The organism is Candidatus Pantoea persica, from assembly GCF_013753875.1.
Classification (GTDB): Bacteria; Pseudomonadota; Gammaproteobacteria; order Enterobacterales; family Enterobacteriaceae; genus Pantoea; species Pantoea persica.
The window spans coordinates 232,703-250,803 of record NZ_SMDS01000016.1 but is presented as its reverse complement, the minus strand read 5'-3'; the positions used below and the strand labels follow the sequence as shown (position 1 = coordinate 250,803).

Here is an 18,101-nt window from a genome sequence, read left to right as displayed (position 1 = left end):
ATAATAGAGCGGCAGCCCCTGCTAGGTCACCAGAGACAGCCGCTGCGATTGCACAGATTCTCCTGTAGCGACACCACGCGCACATCGCGCTGCGCGTAGCTGCACAGCAGCCGCGTCACCTCCGCTTACGGCGGTGAATAGCGCGTGGTGCGCGCGTTTTCCGTCGGCAGCGGTTTCCAGTTCCCCAGCCACTGGCTCAGCTCGTGGCGCAGCAGCATGTTGCGGTTGTTGCTGTAGCGCAGCGCGTCCAGCGACAGTGACGGCGCATCCTCAATCAACACCACCTTTTTGCCCGCCTGACGGCAGTTGGGCGACCACCGCATCCATTCCCTGCTTCAGCGCGCTGAGGCTCTCGCTATCGGGATAATCGCTTCTGTGGTAGCCCGCGCTGGGCAGTGTTTTCAGGCCCGCCCCCCATGCGGCGGCGATCACCACTTCGTCAACGCGCGGGCTTAACAGCGTTTGCATGACCACAGTATAGAATTGCTGTTCAATGCCGAGCGACCAGCCGATCAGCAGCGAATTTTATTCCGCCGGGGCGCTGAAATAGCCCGCGCCCTGCAGCTGCATAATATTGGGCACCAAAAGAAAGGCGCCGAAGCTCGCTTTCGCCAGCTGGCTATATTCCAGCGGCGACAGCAGAAAATAGCCGATAAACAGCAGGCCGAACAGTATGGTCAGCAGCGCCGGGCAATGCGGCGAATGCGGCGCCGCGCGAAGTCGCGGAGGGAAAACCGACCGGCGGCGATGTCGCGGCTCAGGGTGCCGCCGATGAGAAAGCCTGAAATAACAAAGAAGATATCGACGCCGATAAAGCCGCCGGGCAGCGCGCTGACGCCGGCGTGGAACAGCACGGCCAGCAGGAATCGCGACCGCGCGCAGGCCATCAATATCGGCGCGATAATCCTGTGGAGCGCCTGTTTTCATTATCGGTTCCCCTGTTTTTCGGCAGCCGTTTTCATACTGCGAAGATTATTGACGCGCCGCGAATAAAAAATCGGCGAACCCGAGTCGTCGAAATAAGCAAAAGTAAAAAAGAGTGATAAAGGGATGATTGACGGGCTTATTTTAAGTCAAAAAAGGCTAAGGAAATCAGGCCACCGCGAATATAGAAAAGTTCGCACCGGCGCGGAAAAAATGGTGTAGCGGCGATGAAGGATAAAAGGCGACCGATAAGTGGCGTTGTTGTGAGGTAAAGCAGTGCCGCGCGCTGGCGTGAGTGACAGGCGCCGTCGCAGGTCGCTTAAGCCTCCCCTGCGCGCCCGGCCCGCGACGCGCCTCATCCCTGAGACGTGCCCTAAACGGGCCGGGGCGCGGCGTTATTGTCTGCGTCGCGGAAGGTGTGGCGATGTGGCGCCTACCGCCCGCGTTCAGAGTATGGCGCGGTCTGTGTCTGTTTAGCGGGCTACGTGTGGCGTCGTCACTTTTGCATTCCGGCCACGGAGCCGTCTGTTGAACGGCTATGCTTGTTCAAGAGCGTCAGGCTCCAGCAGCGCATTGATTTGCGCATAGATGGCCTGGTTGGCCAGCAGCACCGGATTGCCTTTTTTCAGGCCGTTGTTGGCCAGATAGTCATTGGTGACGCCGCCCGCCTCGCGCATCAGGACGATGCCCGGCAGGCTGTCCCAGGGGTTCATATGCGCTTCGTAGTAGCCAATCAAGCGGCCCGCGGCGGAGGTGAGCGCGCCGGAGCCGATGCGCACGAACATGCCGCCCTGTTCCAGCAGCCTCTCAAGGAAGCAGGCGGTCTGCTGCGCCGGTGCGCGGCTGGAGTTGCTGAATCCCAGCACGCCTTCGCTGAGATGCTGCGCGCCGTGCGCCTGCAGCCGCGTCTCGTTGACCCAGGTGCCCTGGCCAACGTAGGCGTGAAAAAGCTCATGATGGTTGGGATCGCACACCGCGCCGATCACCGCTTCGCCGTTGTAGAGCACGGCCAGCGAGACGCACCAGTTATGCAACCCGTTAACAAAACAGGCGGTGCCGTCGACAAGGTCTACCACCCAGACCCAGCTGGCGCCTTCGACGTCGCCACCGCTCTCTTCGCCCAGCACCGCATCTTCCGGGAAGCGCTCGGCGATCAGGGTCTTGATCAGCGCTTCGACATTGCGGTCCGCCTCGCTGACCACATCCTGAAGATCCCGCTTGTGTTCCACCACCAGCTGCTGGCGCTGCTGATACCACGACCAGGCGCGGCTGGCCGCCGCCCGGGCAATTTCACAGGCATAGCGATAACGCGCGTCAAGAGCGTCTCCAGCTGGGCGTAGTGGTCGGTGAAATTGTGATAGGAGTCGCTCAGCGCGGCGAGGCGCGGCCGTGGGCCATGCCGTTCAGCACGCGCGCCATGCGCGTCGGCTCGGCGTAGTGTGCGAACCAGCGTTCGCGCCACATCACCGTGTTCAGCGCCTGAAAGCCTTTCGGCGTGCCCGCCAGCTGCGGCACGATGCGCTGTTCAGCGAAGTGCGTGAAGGCGTCCAGCGACATCTCTGGGCAGATGTGCGTCCAGTGGCGCGCGAGAAAATGATCCCACACCACGTCAAGCGTAATGGGTGCGACGCGGCGCGTCTCGGGACGAAACAGCGGACGCGCCTCTTTGGCCTCAGGCAGGGCGTCGGTCATCGCATCCAGCCGGCGGTGGATCAGAATGCCCTCGGCAACCGGCGTCGGCCACTGCTTGTGCGGGTTTCCGCGCACGAAATCGGCCAGCAGGTTGCCAAGCAGCGAGCTGTCGGCGAGGTGGGCGAGGTAAAGATGGGCAAGAAAGTTCATGCCGCATTATAGCCAGAAGTGCGAACGCGCAGCCAGTTGTTCAGAATTGGCCGCTTTTCCGCTAAACTGTGCCGCCTGTTTTTATGCCTGAGTAAGAAGTTAGCCATGCGTGTCGCCGATTTTGCTTTTGAGTTGCCTGAATCTTTAATCGCCCACTATCCGCAGGCGCAGCGCAGCGGTTGTCGCTTGCTGTCGCTGGACGGACCGAGCGGGCAGCTGACGCACGGGGTGTTTACCGACGTGCTGGAGAATCTAAATCCCGGCGATCTGCTGGTATTCAACAATACGCGGGTGATCCCGGCACGCATCTACGGCCGCAAGGCAAAAGGCGGCAAAATCGAAATGCTGGTAGAGCGGATGCTCGACGAGAAGCATGTGCTGGCGCACGTGCGCGCCTCCAAGGCGCCGAAGCCGGGCGCCGCGCTGCTGCTGGGCGATGACGAGAGCGTGAAGGCCACGATGGTGGCGCGCCACGACGCGCTGTTCGAGATTGTTTTCGACGACGAGCGCGCGGTGCTGGATATCCTCAACAGTGTCGGCCATATGCCGCTGCCGCTCTATATCGATCGCCCGGACGAAGAGGCGGACCGCGAGCTGTACCAGACCGTCTACAGCCAGAAGCCGGGCGCGGTGGCGGCGCCGACCGCCGGCCTGCACTTTGACGAGCCGCTGCTGGCGGCGCTGCGAGAGAAGGGCGTCGAGATGGCGTTCGTGACGCTGCACGTTGGCGCGGGCACCTTTCAGCCGGTGCGCGTCGACAGCATTGAAGATCACGTGATGCACTCCGAGTATGCCGAAGTGTCGCAGGAGGTGGTTGACGCGGTGCTGGCGTGCAAGGCGCGCGGCAACCGGGTGGTCGCCGTCGGCACCACCTCGGTGCGCTCGCTGGAGAGCGCCGCGCAGGCGAGCCGTGAGGCACTTATCGCGCCGTTCTTCGACGACACGCAGATCTTTATCTATACGGGCTATGAGTATCAGGTAATCGACGCGCTGATCACTAACTTCCATCTGCCGGAATCGACCCTGATTATGCTGGTGTCGGCCTTCGCCGGCTATCAGCACACCATGGCGGCTTATCGGGCCGCGGTCACCGAAGCCTATCGCTTCTTCAGCTACGGCGACGCGATGTTTATCACCAAAAATCCGCAGGCGACGCAGGAAAAAGTCGGCGCTTGATAATGTCCGGTTTACGGCCGCGCCGTAAACCGCTTGTTTAACCTATCGCATCAGACTGTTTCTCTGATGGAGGCTCTGTGAAGTTTGAACTCGACACAACCGACGGGCACGCACGCCATGGCCGCCTGATTTTCGATCGCGGCGTGGTGGAAACCCCGGCGTTTATGCCGGTCGGCACCTACGGCACGGTAAAAGGCATGACCCCGGAAGAGGTTCAGGAGACCGGCGCGCAGATTATCCTTGGTAACACCTTCCACCTCTGGCTGCGTCCCGGTCAGGAGATCATGAAGCTGCACGGCGATCTGCACGACTTTATGCAGTGGAAAGGGCCGATTCTCACCGATTCCGGCGGCTTTCAGGTGTTCAGCCTCGGCGATATTCGCAAGATCACCGAGGCGGGCGTGCACTTTCGCAACCCGATCAATGGCGATCCGATCTTCCTCGATCCGGAAAAGTCGATGAAGATTCAATACGATCTCGGTTCCGACATCGTGATGATTTTCGACGAATGCACCCCCTATCCGGCGGACTGGGACTACGCGAAGCGCTCGATGGAGATATCGCTGCGCTGGGCGAAACGCAGCCGCGACCGCTTCGACAGCCTGGGCAACAAGAACGCGCTGTTCGGCATTATTCAGGGTTCTGTTTACGAAGATTTACGCGATGTCTCCGTCAAAGGTCTGGTAGAGATTGGCTTTGATGGGTACGCTGTGGGCGGCCTGGCGGTGGGTGAGCCGAAAGAGGACATGCATCGTATTCTGAAGCACATTTGCCCGCAGATTCCACAGGATAAACCCCTCTACCTGATGGGCGTCGGCAAGCCGGAAGATCTGGTGGAAGGCGTTCGTCGCGGCGTCGATATGTTCGACTGCGTGATGCCGACGCGCAACGCGCGCAACGGCCACCTTTTCGTCACCGACGGCGTGGTGAAAATCCGCAACGCGAAGCACAGAGACGACACCTTGCCGCTGGATGCGGAGTGTGATTGCTACACCTGTCGCAGTTACAGCCGCGCCTACTTGCATCACCTTGATCGCTGTAACGAAATACTCGGCGCGCGCCTGAATACCATTCATAACCTGCGCTATTACCAGCGCCTGATGGCGGGTTTACGCCAGGCTATTGAAGAGGGTAAATTGGAGCGCTTTGTTAGCGAGTTCTACCAACGGACGGGCAAAGCGGTTCCGCCGTTAAACGTCTGATAATTCTAGCAATGAGGGAAACTAAATGAGCTTTTTCATTTCTGAAGCCGTGGCTGCCGCAGGTGCACCGTCGCAGGGAAGTCCGTATTCTCTGGTGCTTATGCTGGTGGTATTTGGCCTGATTTTCTACTTCATGATCCTGCGTCCCCAGCAGAAGCGTGCGAAAGAGCACAAAAAGCTGATGGAATCGATCTCCAAAGGCGACGAAGTGCTGACCAGCGGTGGCCTGGTGGGTCGCGTTACCAAAGTGTCTGAGACGGGCTATGTTTCTATTGCCCTGAACGAGACGAACGAAGTGGTTATCAAACGTGATTTCATGGCTGCCGTCCTGCCGAAAGGTACGATGAAGGCGCTCTAATTTTTACTTCCCTAAGGGAACTGCCGTGTTAAATCGTTATCCTTTGTGGAAGTACGTCATGCTGGTCGTCGTGATTCTCGTCGGCCTGCTCTATGCGCTTCCCAACCTGTATGGTGAGGATCCGGCTGTTCAGATCACTGGCGCGCGCGGCGGCGGCGCCAGTGAGCAAACGTTGGATCAGATTCAGAACCTGTTAAAACAAGAGAATATCCAGAGCAAATCCCTCGCGCTGGAAAACGGCGCCATCCTGGCGCGCTTCGCCAATACAGACGTGCAGCTGCGCGCCCGCGAAGCGATTGTGAACAAGCTTGGCGAAAATTATGTTGTCGCGCTGAACCTTTCGCCGGCGACGCCGCGCTGGTTGAGCATGCTGGCGGCGGAGCCGATGAAGCTCGGTCTGGATCTGCGCGGCGGCGTGCACTTCCTGATGGAAGTGGATATGGACACCGCGCTCGGCAAGCTGCAGGAGCAGAATGCCGACAGCCTGCGTAACGATCTGCGCGAGAAAAACATCCCTTACACCAACGTCAATAAGATTGCCAACTACGGCGTAGAGATTCGCTTCCGCGACGGCAACAGCCGCGACGAAGCGATGAACTGGCTGACCTCGCGTCACCGCGACATGGTGATCTCCTCCTGCGGCAGCGACGCGCTGCGCGCGGTGATGAGCGATGCGCGCCTCAGCGAAGCGCGCGAGTATGCCGTACAGCAGAACATCAACATCCTGCGTAACCGCGTGAACCAGCTTGGCGTTGCCGAACCGCTAGTGCAGCTTCAGGGCTCTGACCGCATTGTAGTCGAGCTGCCGGGGATTCAGGATACCGCGCGCGCGAAAGAGATCCTTGGCGCGACCGCGACCCTGGAGTTCCGTCTGGTGAACACCAGCGTCGATCCGACTGCCGCCGCCAGTGGCCGCGTGCCGGGCGACTCAGAAGTGAAGCAGACGCGTGAAGGCCAGCCGGTAGTACTCTACAAGCGCGTGATTTTGACCGGTGACCACATCACCGACTCAACGTCGAGCATGGATGAGTACAACCAGCAGCAGGTGAATATCTCGCTGGACGGCGCGGGTGGCAATATCATGTCTACCTTCACCAAGGACAATATCGGCAAGCCGATAGCGACCCTATTTGTTGAGTACAAAGACAGCGGTAAGAAAGACGCCAACGGCCGTGCGGTGCTGGTGAAGCAGGAAGAGGTGATCAACGTCGCCAATATCCAGTCTCGCCTCGGCAACAGCTTCCGCATCACCGGCATCAACAACCCGAACGAAGCGCGTCAGCTGTCGCTGCTGCTGCGTGCGGGTGCGCTGATCGCCCCAATTCAGATTGTGGAAGAGCGCACCATCGGCCCGACCATGGGCGCGCAGAACATCACCCAGGGTCTGGAAGCCTGCTTGTGGGGCCTGATCGCCTCCATTCTGTTTATGGTGGTGTTCTATAAGAAGTTCGGCCTGATCGCCACCAGCGCGCTGCTCTGCAATCTGGTGCTGATCGTCGGCGTGATGTCGCTGCTGCCTGGCGCGACGCTTACCATGCCGGGCATCGCCGGTATAGTGCTGACGTTGGCAGTAGCGGTGGATGCGAACGTCTTGATCAACGAGCGTATTAAGGAAGAGCTGAGAAACGGTCGTTCCGTGCAGCAGGCGATCCATGAAGGCTACAAAGGCGCCTTCTCCAGTATCGTTGACGCTAACGTCACGACGCTGATCAAGGTCATAATCCTGTATGCGGTCGGTACCGGTTTAATTAAGGGCTTCGCGATCACCACCGCAATTGGTATCGCGACCTCAATGTTTACCGCGATCGTCGGCACGCGCGCCATCGTGAACCTGCTCTACGGCGGCAAACGCATCAACAAGCTGTCTATCTGAGGAGTGCGTTGTGGCACAGGAATACAATATTGAACAGCTGAACCACGGGCGTAAAGTTGTCGACTTTATGCGCTGGGACACGCTGGCGTTTATCATCTCCGGCCTGCTGATCGTGGCGTCTATCGCCATGGTCTCAGTACGCGGTTTCAACTGGGGCCTCGACTTCACCGGCGGTACGGTCATTGAGATCAGCCTGGATAAACCGGCCGATCTGGATACGCTGCGTGACGGGCTGGAAAAAGCGGGCTATGCCGATCCTATTGTGCAGAACTTCGGCAGCAGCCGCGACGTGATGGTGCGCATGGCACCTATGGACGGTCCGGCGGGGCAGGAGTTAGGCAACAAGATTGTCACCATCATCAATCAGACCGCGCAGCAAAACGCCACCGTGAAGCGTATTGAGTTTGTCGGTCCGAGCGTGGGCAGCGCTCTGGCGCAGGCGGGCGCAATGGCGCTGCTGTCGGCGCTGATTGCCATCCTGATCTATATCGGCTTTCGCTTTGAGTGGTGTCTGGCGCTCGGCACCGTACTGGCGCTGGCGCACGACGTGATCATCACCTGCGGCATCCTGTCGCTGGCGCATATCGAGATCGACCTGACCATCGTCGCCTCGCTAATGTCGGTGATCGGCTATTCGCTCAACGATAAGATCGTGGTCTCCGACCGTATTCATGAGAACTTCCGCAAGATCCGTCGCGGCTCCTCTTACGATATCACTAACGTTTCGCTGACTCAGACGCTGAGCCGTACCCTGATTACCTCGCTGATCACGCTGGCGATGACCCTGATCCTATTCGTCTTTGGCGGCGCGCTGCTGAAAGGCTTCTCGCTGACCATGCTGATCGGCGTCGCTATCGGCACCGTTTCGTCGATTTATGTCTCTTCCGCGCTGGCGCTGAAGCTGGGCATGAAGCGCGAAAATATGCTGGTGCAGAAGGTAGAGAAAGAGGGCGCGGATCAGCCTTCGATTCTGCCGTAACGCGCAAGCGTAATAAAAAAGGGGCTGCCAATGGGTAGCCCCTTTTATTCGGGCGCTTCGCTTACTGCGCGGCGGATGCGGTCGGCTCGGCGGGTGCGTCGCCCACCACGTCATGCACGCGCACAAAGCTAAGCTGATTCGGCGCGAAGTCGCTCAGGCGCAGCGGCACCGTCACCGAGGTGCGCGGCAGCAGAGAGGCCGGCACCTCGATGGTCTGGCTCAGGCTGCTTGCCTCGAGCGGCTTGCCGGTGGCCGGATCGCGCTCGCCCTACACCACGCGCGCGCGCAGCGTGGGAACCGTGCCGTCGCCGGTGGCGCTAAGGGTAAGGTTGGCGCGTGCGCCGCTCGCTTCTGCGGCCAGGCGCGTCAGCAACAGGCGCAGCGTACCGAGCTGGGTTTGCAGCTCGACCGGGGTATTGGCCTGCGGCACCAGCCAGGCGCCCTGGGTGGAGTGGCTGTTCAGCTGGTCCTGGATTTCGATGGCGCCGGCCTGACTGGTCAGGTGGCGCATATCCTGATTCAGCTGGCTCACTTCCTGATGTGGCTGTTTCACCTGCGGATTGGCGGGCGTTGAGCTACAGCCGCTCAATAGTGCTACGGCGAACGCCAGCGGCGCCCAAACCGTCCCGATAATAAAAGTCCTTGTCCGTTATTTAGGAATACGCAATACCTAGCCGGGATAGATTTTATCCGGGTGCGACAGAATGGGCTTGTTGGCTTCGAAGATTTTATTGTACTCGTTGGGGTTGCCGTAGACGGCCTTCGAGATGGCGCTCAGGGTGTCGCCTTTTTTCACGGTGTAGAATTCCGCTTCTGGCGCACTGTCGGTCACTTTAACCTGATCGTCCACTTTGGTGATGCCTGCGACGTTGCCCGCCGCCACTTACGGTAACCGTGTCGCCGTTTACCGCCACGTTGACTTTGTCGCTGTCTGGTAAGCCCAGCTTGTCGATGTGATCTTTCAGCTTTTTGCTGGCATCGTCATAGCCGGATACTGCGTCTCACAGTTTTTCGCCCGCCTCTTTCACAAAGTTAAACAAACCCATATATCCTCCAGATGGTTATGGTGTCAGCCGCCCGACTGGCGACACCACTAAGCATAGACATTTTCTCGCTACGTCTGCTGCCGGTAGCCAAAAGGCACGCTTATACGTTTTGTTGACAACTCATTCGCGCTACACTGTACGGCCTATTTATTTGCGTCAGGAAAGGTCATGCACTGCCCATTTTGCTCCGCTGTGGACACCAAAGTTATTGATTCCCGTCTGGTTAGCGAAGGCTCTTCCGTGCGCCGCCGCCGTCAGTGTCTGGTGTGCCACGAGCGCTTTACCACCTTTGAGGTGGCGGAGCTGGTGATGCCGCGGGTAGTGAAAAGCAATGACGTGCGCGAACCTTTCAATGAAGACAAGCTCAGCAGCGGCATGATGAAGGCGCTGGAGAAGCGTCCGGTTAGCGCCGACGCGGTGGAGAGCGCGGTCAACCATATCAAAACCCAGCTGCGCGCCACCGGCGAGCGCGAGATCTCCAGCAAGCTGATCGGCAATCTGGTAATGGATGAGCTGAAAAAGCTCGATAAGGTAGCCTATATTCGCTTCGCCTCGGTTTATCGCAGCTTCGAAGATATCCGCGATTTCGGCGCCGAGATTGCCAGGCTACAGGATTAACCATGACCGACGAACGCTATATGGCGCGCGCAATCGAGCTGGCGCGCCGCGGCCGCTTTACCACCACGCCGAATCCCAATGTGGGCTGCGTGATCGTGCGCGACGGCGAGGTGGTCGGCGAAGGCTGGCACCAGCGCGCGGGCGAGCCGCACGCCGAGGTGCACGCGCTGCGCATGGCGGGCGAGAAGGCGCGCGGCGCCACCGCCTACGTCACGCTGGAGCCGTGCAGTCATCATGGCTGCACGCCGCCGTGCTGCGACGTCCTGATCGCCGCTGGCGTCAGCCGCGTGGTGGCGGCGATGCAGGATCCCAATCCGCAGGTCGCCGGACGCGGCCTTTACCGGCTGCAGCAGGCGGGCATTGAGGTCAGCCACGGGCTGATGATGGCGGAGGCGGAAGCGCTGAATCGCGGCTTCCTGAAGCGCATGCGCACCGGCTTTCCCTTTGTGCAACTCAAGCTCGGCGCGTCGCTGGATGGCCGCACCGCGATGGCGAGCGGCGAAAGCCAGTGGATCACCTCCGCCACCGCGCGTCGCGACGTGCAGCGCCTGCGGGCGCAAAGTTCCGCTATTCTCAGCAGTAGCGCCACCGTGCTGGCGGACGATCCCTTGCTTACCGTGCGCTGGGACGAGCTGGACGCGGAGACGCAGGCGCAGCTCGACGCCAGCGCGCTGCGCCAGCCGCTGCGCGTTATTATCGACAGCCAGAATCGGGTCACGCCGCAGCACAAGCTGATCGCGCAGCCGGGCGAAACCTGGCTGATGTGCGCCGTTCCGGATGAGCATGCCTGGCCTGCGAGCGTGGCGCAGATCGCCGTGCCGCGCCGTGATACGCAGCTCGACCTAGTGGCGTTGATGATGCTGTTGGGCAAGCGGCAGGTAAACAGCGTCTGGGTCGAAGCGGGCGCCTCGCTGGCCGGCGCGCTGCTGACGGCGGGCGTGGTCGACGAGCTGATCCTCTACCTAGCGCCGAGGCTGCTGGGCGACGCCGCGCGCGGCCTGTGCCAGCTGCCGGGTCTGCAGCAGCTGGCTGACGCGCCGGCCTTTTCATTCCGCGACGTGCGTCAGGTCGGCCCCGATCTGCGCCTGACGCTGACGCCACGCTGATTGTGGCGGAAAAGCGAGAGCACGTCGCCAAAGAGTGTGATAGAATCCGCCCCCCCCCTGCGGGGCGGGGCCATAACAAAACCCTGAAAGGATAATTATGAAAGTTATCGAAGCTGCTGTTGCTACGCCTGAGGCCAATGTTGCCATCGTCATCGCGCGTTTTAACAACTTCATTAACGACAGCCTGCTGTACGGCGCTATCGACGCCCTGAAACGTATCGGCCAGGTGAAAGATGAAAACATCACCGTGGTCTGGGTGCCTGGCGCGTACGAACTGCCGCTGGCAGCGCGCGTGCTGGCCAACAGCGGCAAGCACGATGCCATCGTGGCGCTGGGCACCGTTATTCGCGGCGGCACTGCGCACTTTGAGTACGTGGCCGGCGAAGCGAGCTCTGGCATTGCTAACGTGGCGATGACCAGCGAAATCCCGGTTACCTTCGGTGTGCTGACCACGGAAAACATCGAGCAGGCTATTGAGCGTGCCGGTACTAAAGCGGGTAACAAAGGCGCCGAAGCGGCCCTGACCGCACTCGAAATGATTAACGTATTGAAAACCATTAAAGCCTGATTTTTGTAAGGGGAATTTTGTGAAACCTGCTACTCGTCGTCGCGCCCGCGAGTGCGCTGTCCAGGCGCTCTACTCCTGGCAGTTATCCAATAACGACATTGCCGATGTGGAATACCAGTTTCTGGCGGAACAAGACGTCAAAGACGTCGACATTACCTATTTCCGCGAACTGCTGTCCGGTGTGGCGACCAACAGCGCGTACCTGGATGGGCTGATGAAACCTTACCTGTCGCGCCAGCTGGAAGAGCTGGGCCAGGTCGAAAAAGCGATTCTGCGTATTTCGCTGTATGAGCTGAGCAAGCGCGATGATGTGCCCTACAAAGTGGCCATTAACGAAGGCATTGAGCTGGCCAAAGTGTTTGGCGCTGAAGACAGCCACAAGTTTGTCAACGGCGTGCTGGATAAAGCCACTCCAAAAATTCGACTCAATCGCAAATAAGTAAAAGGCCAGCTTGCCGGCCTTTTTTCATCTGTAAGCGGAACGCAATTATGTCCTGTAGCGAATTCGAACTCATCGCACGCTACTTCAATCGCAGAACTCGCAGCTGCCGGAATGTCGACACCGGCATCGGCGACGACTGCGCGCTGCTGAGCGTGCCGGAGAAACAGACACTGGCGATCAGCACCGATACGCTGGTGGCGGGCGTCCACTTTTTACGCGATATCCATCCTGCCGATCTCGGCTATAAGGCGCTGGCGGTCAACCTCAGCGATCTGGCGGCCATGGGCGCCGATCCGGCGTGGCTGACGCTGGCGCTGACGCTGCCGGAGGTCGACGAGAGCTGGCTGAAAGCCTTCAGCGAAAGCCTGTTCGAGCTGCTGGAGTATTACGATATGCAACTAGTGGGCGGCGATACCACGCGCGGCCCGCTGAGCCTGACGCTCGGCATCCACGGCCTGGTGCCGCAGGGCCGCGCGCTGAAGCGTTCCGGCGCGAAGCCGGGCGACTGGATCTATGTGACCGGCACGCTGGGCGACAGCGCGGCGGGGCTGGCGCTGCTGCAGTATCATCGCCGCATCGACGATCCGGCGGTGTATGAGGTACTGATCAAGCGCCATCTGCGCCCGATGCCTCGCATCCTGCAGGGTCAGGCGCTGTGTTCGCTCGCCTCGGCGGCAATCGACCTCTCTGACGGCCTGATTTCCGATCTCGGCCATATCCTCAAGGCGAGCGGCTGCGGCGCGCGGCTCAATCTAGAAGCGCTACCGCTGTCGTCAGCGCTGCGCGACCACTTCGAGCCGGAGCAGGTGCTGCGCTGGGCGCTGAGCGGCGGCGAAGATTATGAGCTCTGCTTTACCGTGCCGGAGATGAACCGCGGTGCGCTCGACGTCGCGCTGGGCCACCTCGGCGTGCCCTTTACCTGCATCGGCCAGCTGATGCCGGAAGCAGAAGGGCTGACGCTACTGGAGCACGGCAAGCCGGTGACCTTCAGCCATAAGGGATTCGATAATTTTGACGCGAAATAAGGATGTGGCGAAGAGCCGCCTGTGCATGAGCAACCCCTGGCATCTGCTGGCTACCGGGTTCGGCAGCGGCTTAAGCCCTTACGTGCCGGGCACCATGGGATCGCTGGCGGCGATTCCCTTCTGGTGGCTGATGGCGCGGCTGCCGCAGAATCTCTACTCGCTGATCGTGCTGCTGGGCATCAGCGTCGGCGTCTATCTCTGCCACCGCACGGCGAAGGATATGGGCGTGCACGATCACGGCAGCATCGTCTGGGACGAGTTTATCGGCATGTGGATTACGCTGATGGCGATCCCGACCAACAGCTGGCAGTGGGTGCTAGCCGGTTTTGTGGTGTTCCGCATTTTCGACATGTGGAAGCCTTGGCCGATTCGCTGGTTCGACCGCAACGTGCACGGCGGTATGGGGATTATGGTGGACGATATTATCGCCGGCGTGATCTCGGCGGCGCTGCTTTACGGTGCGGGCGTGTGGCTGGCGGCCTGACAGGCTGCTATAACGTGTCCACATGGGGATCGCAACGTCGCCAAGGCATCCAGGCTCGCGCGGCCCGTGCGAATACGCACCTCATCCCTGAGGCGCACCCGTTACCGGGCCAACACTACACGTTGTTCAAAAACGCTCCTGGCCTTTTGCCCCTGGCGCGGGACGCTTTGCTCTTCGGCCCATGCCACCCGCTTTGGGCAACATGGTGCAGCCTGAAAGAGAACCTTACTCGAAGCCCACCATCGGGTGCGGCTGATAAACTCCCCTCCTGCTCGGCCACCTCCTCGGCGCTCAGTTCCGCCTCAATAGCCTTCACCAGATCCGCCGGCTGCTCGGCGCGCGATGCGCCAATAATCGGCGCGGTAACGGCGGGCTTATGTAGCAGCCAGGCGAGCGCCACCTGCGCGCGGCTGACCCCTTTTTCCGCCGCCAGCGCCTCCACGCGCTGCGCAATCGCCGCATCGTTCTCTTCCATGGCGCTGTAGAGGGTTTTGCCATACTCGTCCGAGGCCGTACACGCGGTGGTTTCGCCAGGGCCGCGTCAGACGGCCGCGCGCCAGCAGGCTCTACGGCAGCACGGTAATATTCTCTGCCTGACAGAGCGGATGTATCTCGCGCTCCTCTTCGCGCTGGATCAGGTTGTACTGGTCCTGCATGCTGACGAACGGCACCCAGTTGTGCTGGCGCTGGTATAGAGAGCCTTCGCGAACTGCCAGGCGTACATTGAGGAGGCGCCGATATAGCGCGCCTTGCCGGCGCGCGCCACATCGCTCAACGCCTCCAGCATCTCTTCCAGCGGCGTCTCGTAGTCCCAGCGGTGGATTTGTAGCAGATCGACATACTCCATATCGAGCCGGCGCAGGCTGTCGTCAATTGACTACATGATGTTTTTGCGCGACAGCCCCTGCGACAGATTGCTGAGCGGGAAGTAGACTTTGGTGGCGACCACGATCTCCTCGCGGGGTGCATACGTCTTCAGCGCGCGGCCGACGATCTCTTCGCTGCTGCCGCCGGAGTAGCTGTTAGCCGTGTCGAAAAAGTTGATGCCCGCCGCCAGCGCCTGCTGGATCAGCGGACGGCTGCTCGCTTCCGGCAGCGTCCAGGCGTGCTTGCCGCGATCCGGCTCGCCAAAGGTCATACAGCCGAGACAGATACGGGAAACCTGAAGGGTCGGTATTGCCTAATTGCGTGGTTTTCATGACGGCTCCTGCTATGCATTAACGAATGGGCTAAGCATAGTAGGCGCCTGATGTCCTGTCGCGAGAGCAGGGCAGGGCGGTTACTGGGCGAGCCAGTCGCGGATTTGCTGCTGGATGCCTTGCGCGTCCAGCTGATAGTCGTGACGTACCTCATCCTGGGTTCCCTGCGGAATAAACTCGTCCGGCAGGCCCAGGTTGAGCACCGGCACGCGCAGGCGCTTTGCCATCACCGTTTCATTGACGCCGCTGCCCGCGCCGCCCTTGATGGCGCCTTCTTCCAGTGTCACCAGCGACGTGTGGCTCTGCGCTAGCTCGGCGATCAGCGCCTCATCCAGCGGCTTGACGAAGCGCATATCCACCAGCGTGGCGTTGAGCGCGTCCGCCGCTTCCGCCGCCGCCGGCAGCAGCGTGCCGAAGTTGAGGATCGCCAGCTTCTCGCCCTGACGCTTCACCACGCCTTTGCCCAGCGGCAGACTCTGCAGCGGCGTCAGCTCGACGCCGACCGCATTGCCGCGCGGATAGCGCACCGCACTCGGCCCGTCCTGATAGTGATAGCCGGTGTAGAGCATCTGGCGGCACTCGTTTTCGTCGCTCGGCGTCATGATTACCATCTCCGGCACGCAGCGCAGATAGGCGAGGTCGAACGCGCCCTGGTGGGTCTGTCCGTCGGCGCCGACGATGCCGCCGCGGTCGATGGCGAACAGCACCGGTAGCTTCTGGATCGCCACATCGTGGATCACCTGATCGTAGGCGCGCTGCAGGAAGGTGGAGTAGATAGCCACGATCGGCTTGTATCCGCCGATGGCCATACCTGCGGCGAAGGTCACCGCGTGCTGCTCAGCGATCGCCACGTCGAAATACTGCGACGGGAAGCGGCGGGAGAACTCCACCATGCCGGAGCCTTCGCGCATCGCCGGCGTGATCGCCATCAGCTTCGCGTCATCCTGCGCCATTTCGCACAGCCAGCTGCCGAAAATCTTCGAATAGCTGGGCATGCCTTCGGCGCTTTTCGGTAGCTCGCCGCTGGCGGGATCGAACTTCGGCACTGCGTGCCAGGTGATGGGATCTTCTTCCGCCGGCGCGTAGCCTTTGCCCTTTTTGGTCATGATATGCAGAAACTGCGGCCCTTTCAGGCTGCGCATGTTCTTCAGTGTGGCGACCAGAGTCAGTACGTCGTGACCATCCACCGGGCCGATATAGTTAAAGCCCAGCTCTTCAAACAGCGTGCCCGGCACCACCATGCCTTTCAGGTGCTCTTCGGTGCGCCTGACCAGCTCTTTGATCGGCGGCAGGCCGTCCAGAACGCGCTTGCCGCCTTCGCGCAGGCGCGAGTAGATTTTGCCGGAGAGGATCTGCGCCAGGCGGTTGTTCAGCGCGCCGACGTTTTCGGAAATCGACATCTCATTGTCGTTCAGAATCAACAGCATGTCGGGCTTGATATCGCCGGCGTGGTTCATCGCCTCAAACGCCATCCCGGCGGTGATCGCGCCGTCGCCGATAATGCAGGCGGTGCGGCGGCCGAGGCCCTCGCGCTCCGCCGCTGCCGCCATGCCGAGGCCGGCGCTGATGGAGGTAGAAGAGTGGCCGACGCTCAGCACGTCATACTCGCTCTCGCCGCGCCAGGGGAACGGATGCAGGCCGTTTTTCTGGCGAATGGTGCCGATGCGGTCGCGGCGGCCGGTCAGGATCTTATGCGGATACGCCTGATGGCCGACGTCCCACACCAGATGATCGAACGGGGTGTTGTAGACGTAATGCAGCGCGACGGTCAGCTCGACGACGCCCAGCCCCGAGGCGAAATGACCGCTGGAACGGCTGACGCTGTCCAGAAGATATTGACGAAGTTCGTCGCACAGCGCCGGAAGCGACTCTTTCGGGAGAGAACGTAGCTCCTCAACGGTGCTCGCCTGCGCCAGTGTCGAGTATTTTGCAATGTCAAAACTCATCAGAGACTCATTTTCGAAGTTACTTGTCGCGTTCAATTACGAAGCTTGCCAGCGCCTGCAAGGCTGTGGTGTCTAGAGATTTCGCCGCAAGAATTTCTAGGGCGGCCAGCGCTTCCTGGTAAAGCTCCTGCGCTTTCGCGCGGGCGTTATCCAGCCCCATCAATGAAGGATAGGTGCTCTTCTCTAAATCCTGATCGGCGCCCTGACGTTTGCCGGTGACCGCGCTGTCGCCGACCACGTCCAGAATATCGTCCTGCACCTGAAACGCGAGGCCGATGGCGTCGGCATAGCGATCCAGCGCCGGCAGCGCGGCGCGTCCGCGTTCGCCCGCGCTGAGCGCGCCGAGACGCACGGCGGCGCGGATCAGCGCGCCGGTTTTATGACGGTGGATCTGCTCCAGCTGTTCCAGACCGACACACTGGCCTTCCGCGGCCAAATCCAGCGCTTGGCCGCCGCACATGCCCGCAACGCCGCTGGCGCGCGCCAGTTCGGCGATCATCGCGATGCGGCTGGCGTCGCTGACACCCGGCATCGTCTCATCAGCCAGCACGGAAAACGCCAGGGTTTGCAGTGCATCGCCCGCCAGAATGGCGGTATCTTCGCCATATTTGATATGGCAGGTCGGCTGGCCGCGACGCAACGCATCGTCATCCATCGCAGGCAGATCGTCATGAATCAAAGAGTAGGCGTGGATGCACTCCACGGCGACGGCGGGCACATCAAGGCTTGCCGGGTTCGCGTCGAGCATTTCACCGGTGGCGTAGATCAGAAAGGGGCGCAGACGTTTACCGCCTAATAATGCCCCATAGCGCATGGCGTTAACCAGAGGAGAACTCTGAAAGGGAAGCGGCGCAAGAATGCGCGTCAGCGCGGCGTTGACGCGTTCCGGGTAAACGCGCAGCAAATTGGCGAAATCCATTAATCATTTTCCGGCGTGAAGGGTCTGAGATCGGCCGCTTTGTCGTCGCTGAGCAGAATGCGTACGCGTTGCTCAGCCTGTTGCAGGGTCTGCTGGCCGTAGCGCGCCAGCTGTACGCCGCGCTCAAATTCATTCAGCGCCTCTTCAAGCGGCAGCTCGCCGCTTTCCAGCCGGCTGACAATCTGCTCCAGCTGCTGCATCGAAGTTTCAAAACTAGCGGGCGGTTCGGCTTTTTTCGGCATATTCAGTGTCGACTCACGTGTAAAACTTTCTCGGATAATCGGTCATGGTAGCGGAGAGAGATTGATTAGCAAAATAATCAATGTGGCTGCTGTTGCAGAAGCAGTCGCCGGACAAAGATGATATACTCTCACGTCTAGGGGATGCGGCTGCG

The 18,101-nt window shown here is 60.5% G+C and carries 18 protein-coding genes and 4 pseudogenes; 12 read left to right on the top strand and 10 right to left on the bottom strand.

Annotated elements, in window-relative coordinates; all coding sequences use genetic code 11:
• Window positions 1-125: 125 nt before the first annotated feature.
• Both EIO60_RS06275 and EIO60_RS06270 read right to left on the bottom strand, forming a co-directional pair.
• Entirely contained in the window at window positions 126-284 is a 159-nt protein-coding gene (locus tag EIO60_RS06275; protein ID WP_258576216.1) for a hypothetical protein, read from the bottom strand.
• The gene (locus tag EIO60_RS06270; protein ID WP_258576215.1) at window positions 271-468 is read right to left on the bottom strand and encodes a hypothetical protein; all 198 of its coding nucleotides are present in this window, start codon (window positions 466-468) and stop codon (window positions 271-273) included. Before EIO60_RS06270 ends, EIO60_RS06275 begins: the two co-directional genes overlap by 14 nt.
• 15 nt (window positions 469-483) lie before the next feature.
• Here EIO60_RS06270 and EIO60_RS06265 point away from each other — a divergent pair, with 15 nt between their 5' ends.
• Window positions 484-993, top strand: coding sequence for a hypothetical protein (locus tag EIO60_RS06265; RefSeq protein WP_258576214.1), 510 nt, complete (start codon window positions 484-486; stop codon window positions 991-993).
• A gap of 467 nt (window positions 994-1,460) precedes the next feature.
• On the opposite strand, the gene EIO60_RS06260 is transcribed toward EIO60_RS06265, so the two are convergent.
• Both EIO60_RS06260 and EIO60_RS06255 read right to left on the bottom strand, forming a co-directional pair.
• A complete protein-coding gene (locus EIO60_RS06260) occupies window positions 1,461-2,213 on the bottom strand; it encodes an inositol monophosphatase family protein (RefSeq protein WP_258576305.1) in 753 nt (250 codons plus the stop codon).
• Between the two features lie 35 nt (window positions 2,214-2,248).
• Window positions 2,249-2,766: pseudogene (locus EIO60_RS06255) on the bottom strand (ACP phosphodiesterase); the annotation flags it as partial.
• A gap of 105 nt (window positions 2,767-2,871) precedes the next feature.
• Here EIO60_RS06255 and queA point away from each other — a divergent pair.
• The 5 genes from queA to secF all read left to right on the top strand — a co-directional run bounded on the left by queA (window position 2,872) and on the right by secF (window position 8,354).
• Window positions 2,872-3,942 (top strand): tRNA preQ1(34) S-adenosylmethionine ribosyltransferase-isomerase QueA, encoded by a 1,071-nt coding sequence (gene queA / locus EIO60_RS06250; protein WP_258576213.1) that lies wholly within the window; start codon window positions 2,872-2,874, stop codon window positions 3,940-3,942.
• Between the two features lie 77 nt (window positions 3,943-4,019).
• Window positions 4,020-5,144, top strand: a complete 1,125-nt coding sequence (gene tgt, locus EIO60_RS06245; RefSeq protein ID WP_258576212.1) for a tRNA guanosine(34) transglycosylase Tgt — start codon at window positions 4,020-4,022, stop codon at window positions 5,142-5,144.
• Between the two features lie 25 nt (window positions 5,145-5,169).
• Window positions 5,170-5,502, top strand: a complete 333-nt coding sequence (gene yajC / locus EIO60_RS06240) for a preprotein translocase subunit YajC (RefSeq protein WP_258576211.1) — start codon at window positions 5,170-5,172, stop codon at window positions 5,500-5,502.
• A 25-nt stretch (window positions 5,503-5,527) separates the two neighbouring features.
• Window positions 5,528-7,375, top strand: coding sequence for a protein translocase subunit SecD (gene secD / locus EIO60_RS06235; RefSeq protein WP_258576210.1), 1,848 nt, complete (start codon window positions 5,528-5,530; stop codon window positions 7,373-7,375).
• 10 nt (window positions 7,376-7,385) lie between these two features.
• Complete coding sequence (gene secF, locus EIO60_RS06230) at window positions 7,386-8,354, top strand: protein translocase subunit SecF (protein ID WP_258576209.1); 969 nt, start codon at window positions 7,386-7,388, stop codon at window positions 8,352-8,354.
• Window positions 8,355-8,415: 61 nt separating this feature from the next.
• Here the strand turns inward: secF and EIO60_RS06225 are convergent.
• Together EIO60_RS06225 and lysM are read right to left on the bottom strand one after the other, a co-directional pair.
• Window positions 8,416-8,988, bottom strand: a pseudogene (locus tag EIO60_RS06225) (DUF3251 domain-containing protein).
• A 36-nt stretch (window positions 8,989-9,024) separates the two neighbouring features.
• Window positions 9,025-9,400: pseudogene (gene lysM, locus EIO60_RS06220) on the bottom strand (peptidoglycan-binding protein LysM).
• A 168-nt stretch (window positions 9,401-9,568) separates the two neighbouring features.
• Between lysM and nrdR the strand changes: the two are divergent.
• From nrdR to pgpA, 6 genes are all read left to right on the top strand, one after another.
• Window positions 9,569-10,018, top strand: coding sequence for a transcriptional regulator NrdR (gene nrdR, locus EIO60_RS06215; protein WP_258576208.1), 450 nt, complete (start codon window positions 9,569-9,571; stop codon window positions 10,016-10,018).
• A 2-nt stretch (window positions 10,019-10,020) separates the two neighbouring features.
• Window positions 10,021-11,124 (top strand): bifunctional diaminohydroxyphosphoribosylaminopyrimidine deaminase/5-amino-6-(5-phosphoribosylamino)uracil reductase RibD, encoded by a 1,104-nt coding sequence (ribD, locus tag EIO60_RS06210; protein ID WP_258576207.1) that lies wholly within the window; start codon window positions 10,021-10,023, stop codon window positions 11,122-11,124.
• Window positions 11,125-11,221: 97 nt separating this feature from the next.
• Complete coding sequence (gene ribH / locus EIO60_RS06205; RefSeq protein ID WP_258576206.1) at window positions 11,222-11,692, top strand: 6,7-dimethyl-8-ribityllumazine synthase; 471 nt, start codon at window positions 11,222-11,224, stop codon at window positions 11,690-11,692.
• A gap of 19 nt (window positions 11,693-11,711) precedes the next feature.
• Window positions 11,712-12,131, top strand: coding sequence for a transcription antitermination factor NusB (nusB, locus tag EIO60_RS06200; protein ID WP_258576205.1), 420 nt, complete (start codon window positions 11,712-11,714; stop codon window positions 12,129-12,131).
• Between the two features lie 50 nt (window positions 12,132-12,181).
• Entirely contained in the window at window positions 12,182-13,159 is a 978-nt protein-coding gene (gene thiL / locus EIO60_RS06195) for a thiamine-phosphate kinase (RefSeq protein WP_258576204.1), read from the top strand.
• A complete protein-coding gene (gene pgpA / locus EIO60_RS06190; RefSeq protein ID WP_258576203.1) occupies window positions 13,146-13,643 on the top strand; it encodes a phosphatidylglycerophosphatase A in 498 nt (165 codons plus the stop codon). The genes thiL and pgpA overlap by 14 nt, the downstream gene beginning before the upstream one ends.
• 225 nt (window positions 13,644-13,868) lie before the next feature.
• Here pgpA and EIO60_RS06185 read toward each other — a convergent pair.
• The 4 genes and pseudogenes from EIO60_RS06185 to xseB form a co-directional block, all read right to left on the bottom strand.
• Window positions 13,869-14,842 (bottom strand): annotated as a pseudogene (locus tag EIO60_RS06185) (aldo/keto reductase).
• An 80-nt stretch (window positions 14,843-14,922) separates the two neighbouring features.
• A complete protein-coding gene (gene dxs / locus EIO60_RS06180; RefSeq protein ID WP_258576202.1) occupies window positions 14,923-16,788 on the bottom strand; it encodes a 1-deoxy-D-xylulose-5-phosphate synthase in 1,866 nt (621 codons plus the stop codon).
• 19 nt (window positions 16,789-16,807) lie between these two features.
• On the bottom strand, window positions 16,808-17,707 hold the full coding sequence (gene ispA / locus EIO60_RS06175) for a (2E,6E)-farnesyl diphosphate synthase (RefSeq protein ID WP_258576201.1): 900 nt from the start codon (window positions 17,705-17,707) through the stop codon (window positions 16,808-16,810).
• Window positions 17,707-17,949 (bottom strand): exodeoxyribonuclease VII small subunit, encoded by a 243-nt coding sequence (gene xseB, locus EIO60_RS06170; protein WP_258576200.1) that lies wholly within the window; start codon window positions 17,947-17,949, stop codon window positions 17,707-17,709. Before xseB ends, ispA begins: the two co-directional genes overlap by 1 nt.
• Between the last annotated feature and the right edge of the window lie 152 nt (window positions 17,950-18,101).

Coding starts and splice junctions, on each gene's coding strand:
- EIO60_RS06270 (WP_258576215.1), bottom strand. CDS start 468: ATGCAAACGCTGTTAAGCCCGCGCGTTGACGAAGTGGTGATCGCCGCC.
- queA (WP_258576213.1), top strand. CDS start 2,872: ATGCGTGTCGCCGATTTTGCTTTTGAGTTGCCTGAATCTTTAATCGCC.
- yajC (WP_258576211.1), top strand. CDS start 5,170: ATGAGCTTTTTCATTTCTGAAGCCGTGGCTGCCGCAGGTGCACCGTCG.
- nrdR (WP_258576208.1), top strand. CDS start 9,569: ATGCACTGCCCATTTTGCTCCGCTGTGGACACCAAAGTTATTGATTCC.
- ribD (WP_258576207.1), top strand. CDS start 10,021: ATGACCGACGAACGCTATATGGCGCGCGCAATCGAGCTGGCGCGCCGC.
- ribH (WP_258576206.1), top strand. CDS start 11,222: ATGAAAGTTATCGAAGCTGCTGTTGCTACGCCTGAGGCCAATGTTGCC.
- thiL (WP_258576204.1), top strand. CDS start 12,182: ATGTCCTGTAGCGAATTCGAACTCATCGCACGCTACTTCAATCGCAGA.
- dxs (WP_258576202.1), bottom strand. CDS start 16,788: ATGAGTTTTGACATTGCAAAATACTCGACACTGGCGCAGGCGAGCACC.
- ispA (WP_258576201.1), bottom strand. CDS start 17,707: ATGGATTTCGCCAATTTGCTGCGCGTTTACCCGGAACGCGTCAACGCC.
- xseB (WP_258576200.1), bottom strand. CDS start 17,949: ATGCCGAAAAAAGCCGAACCGCCCGCTAGTTTTGAAACTTCGATGCAG.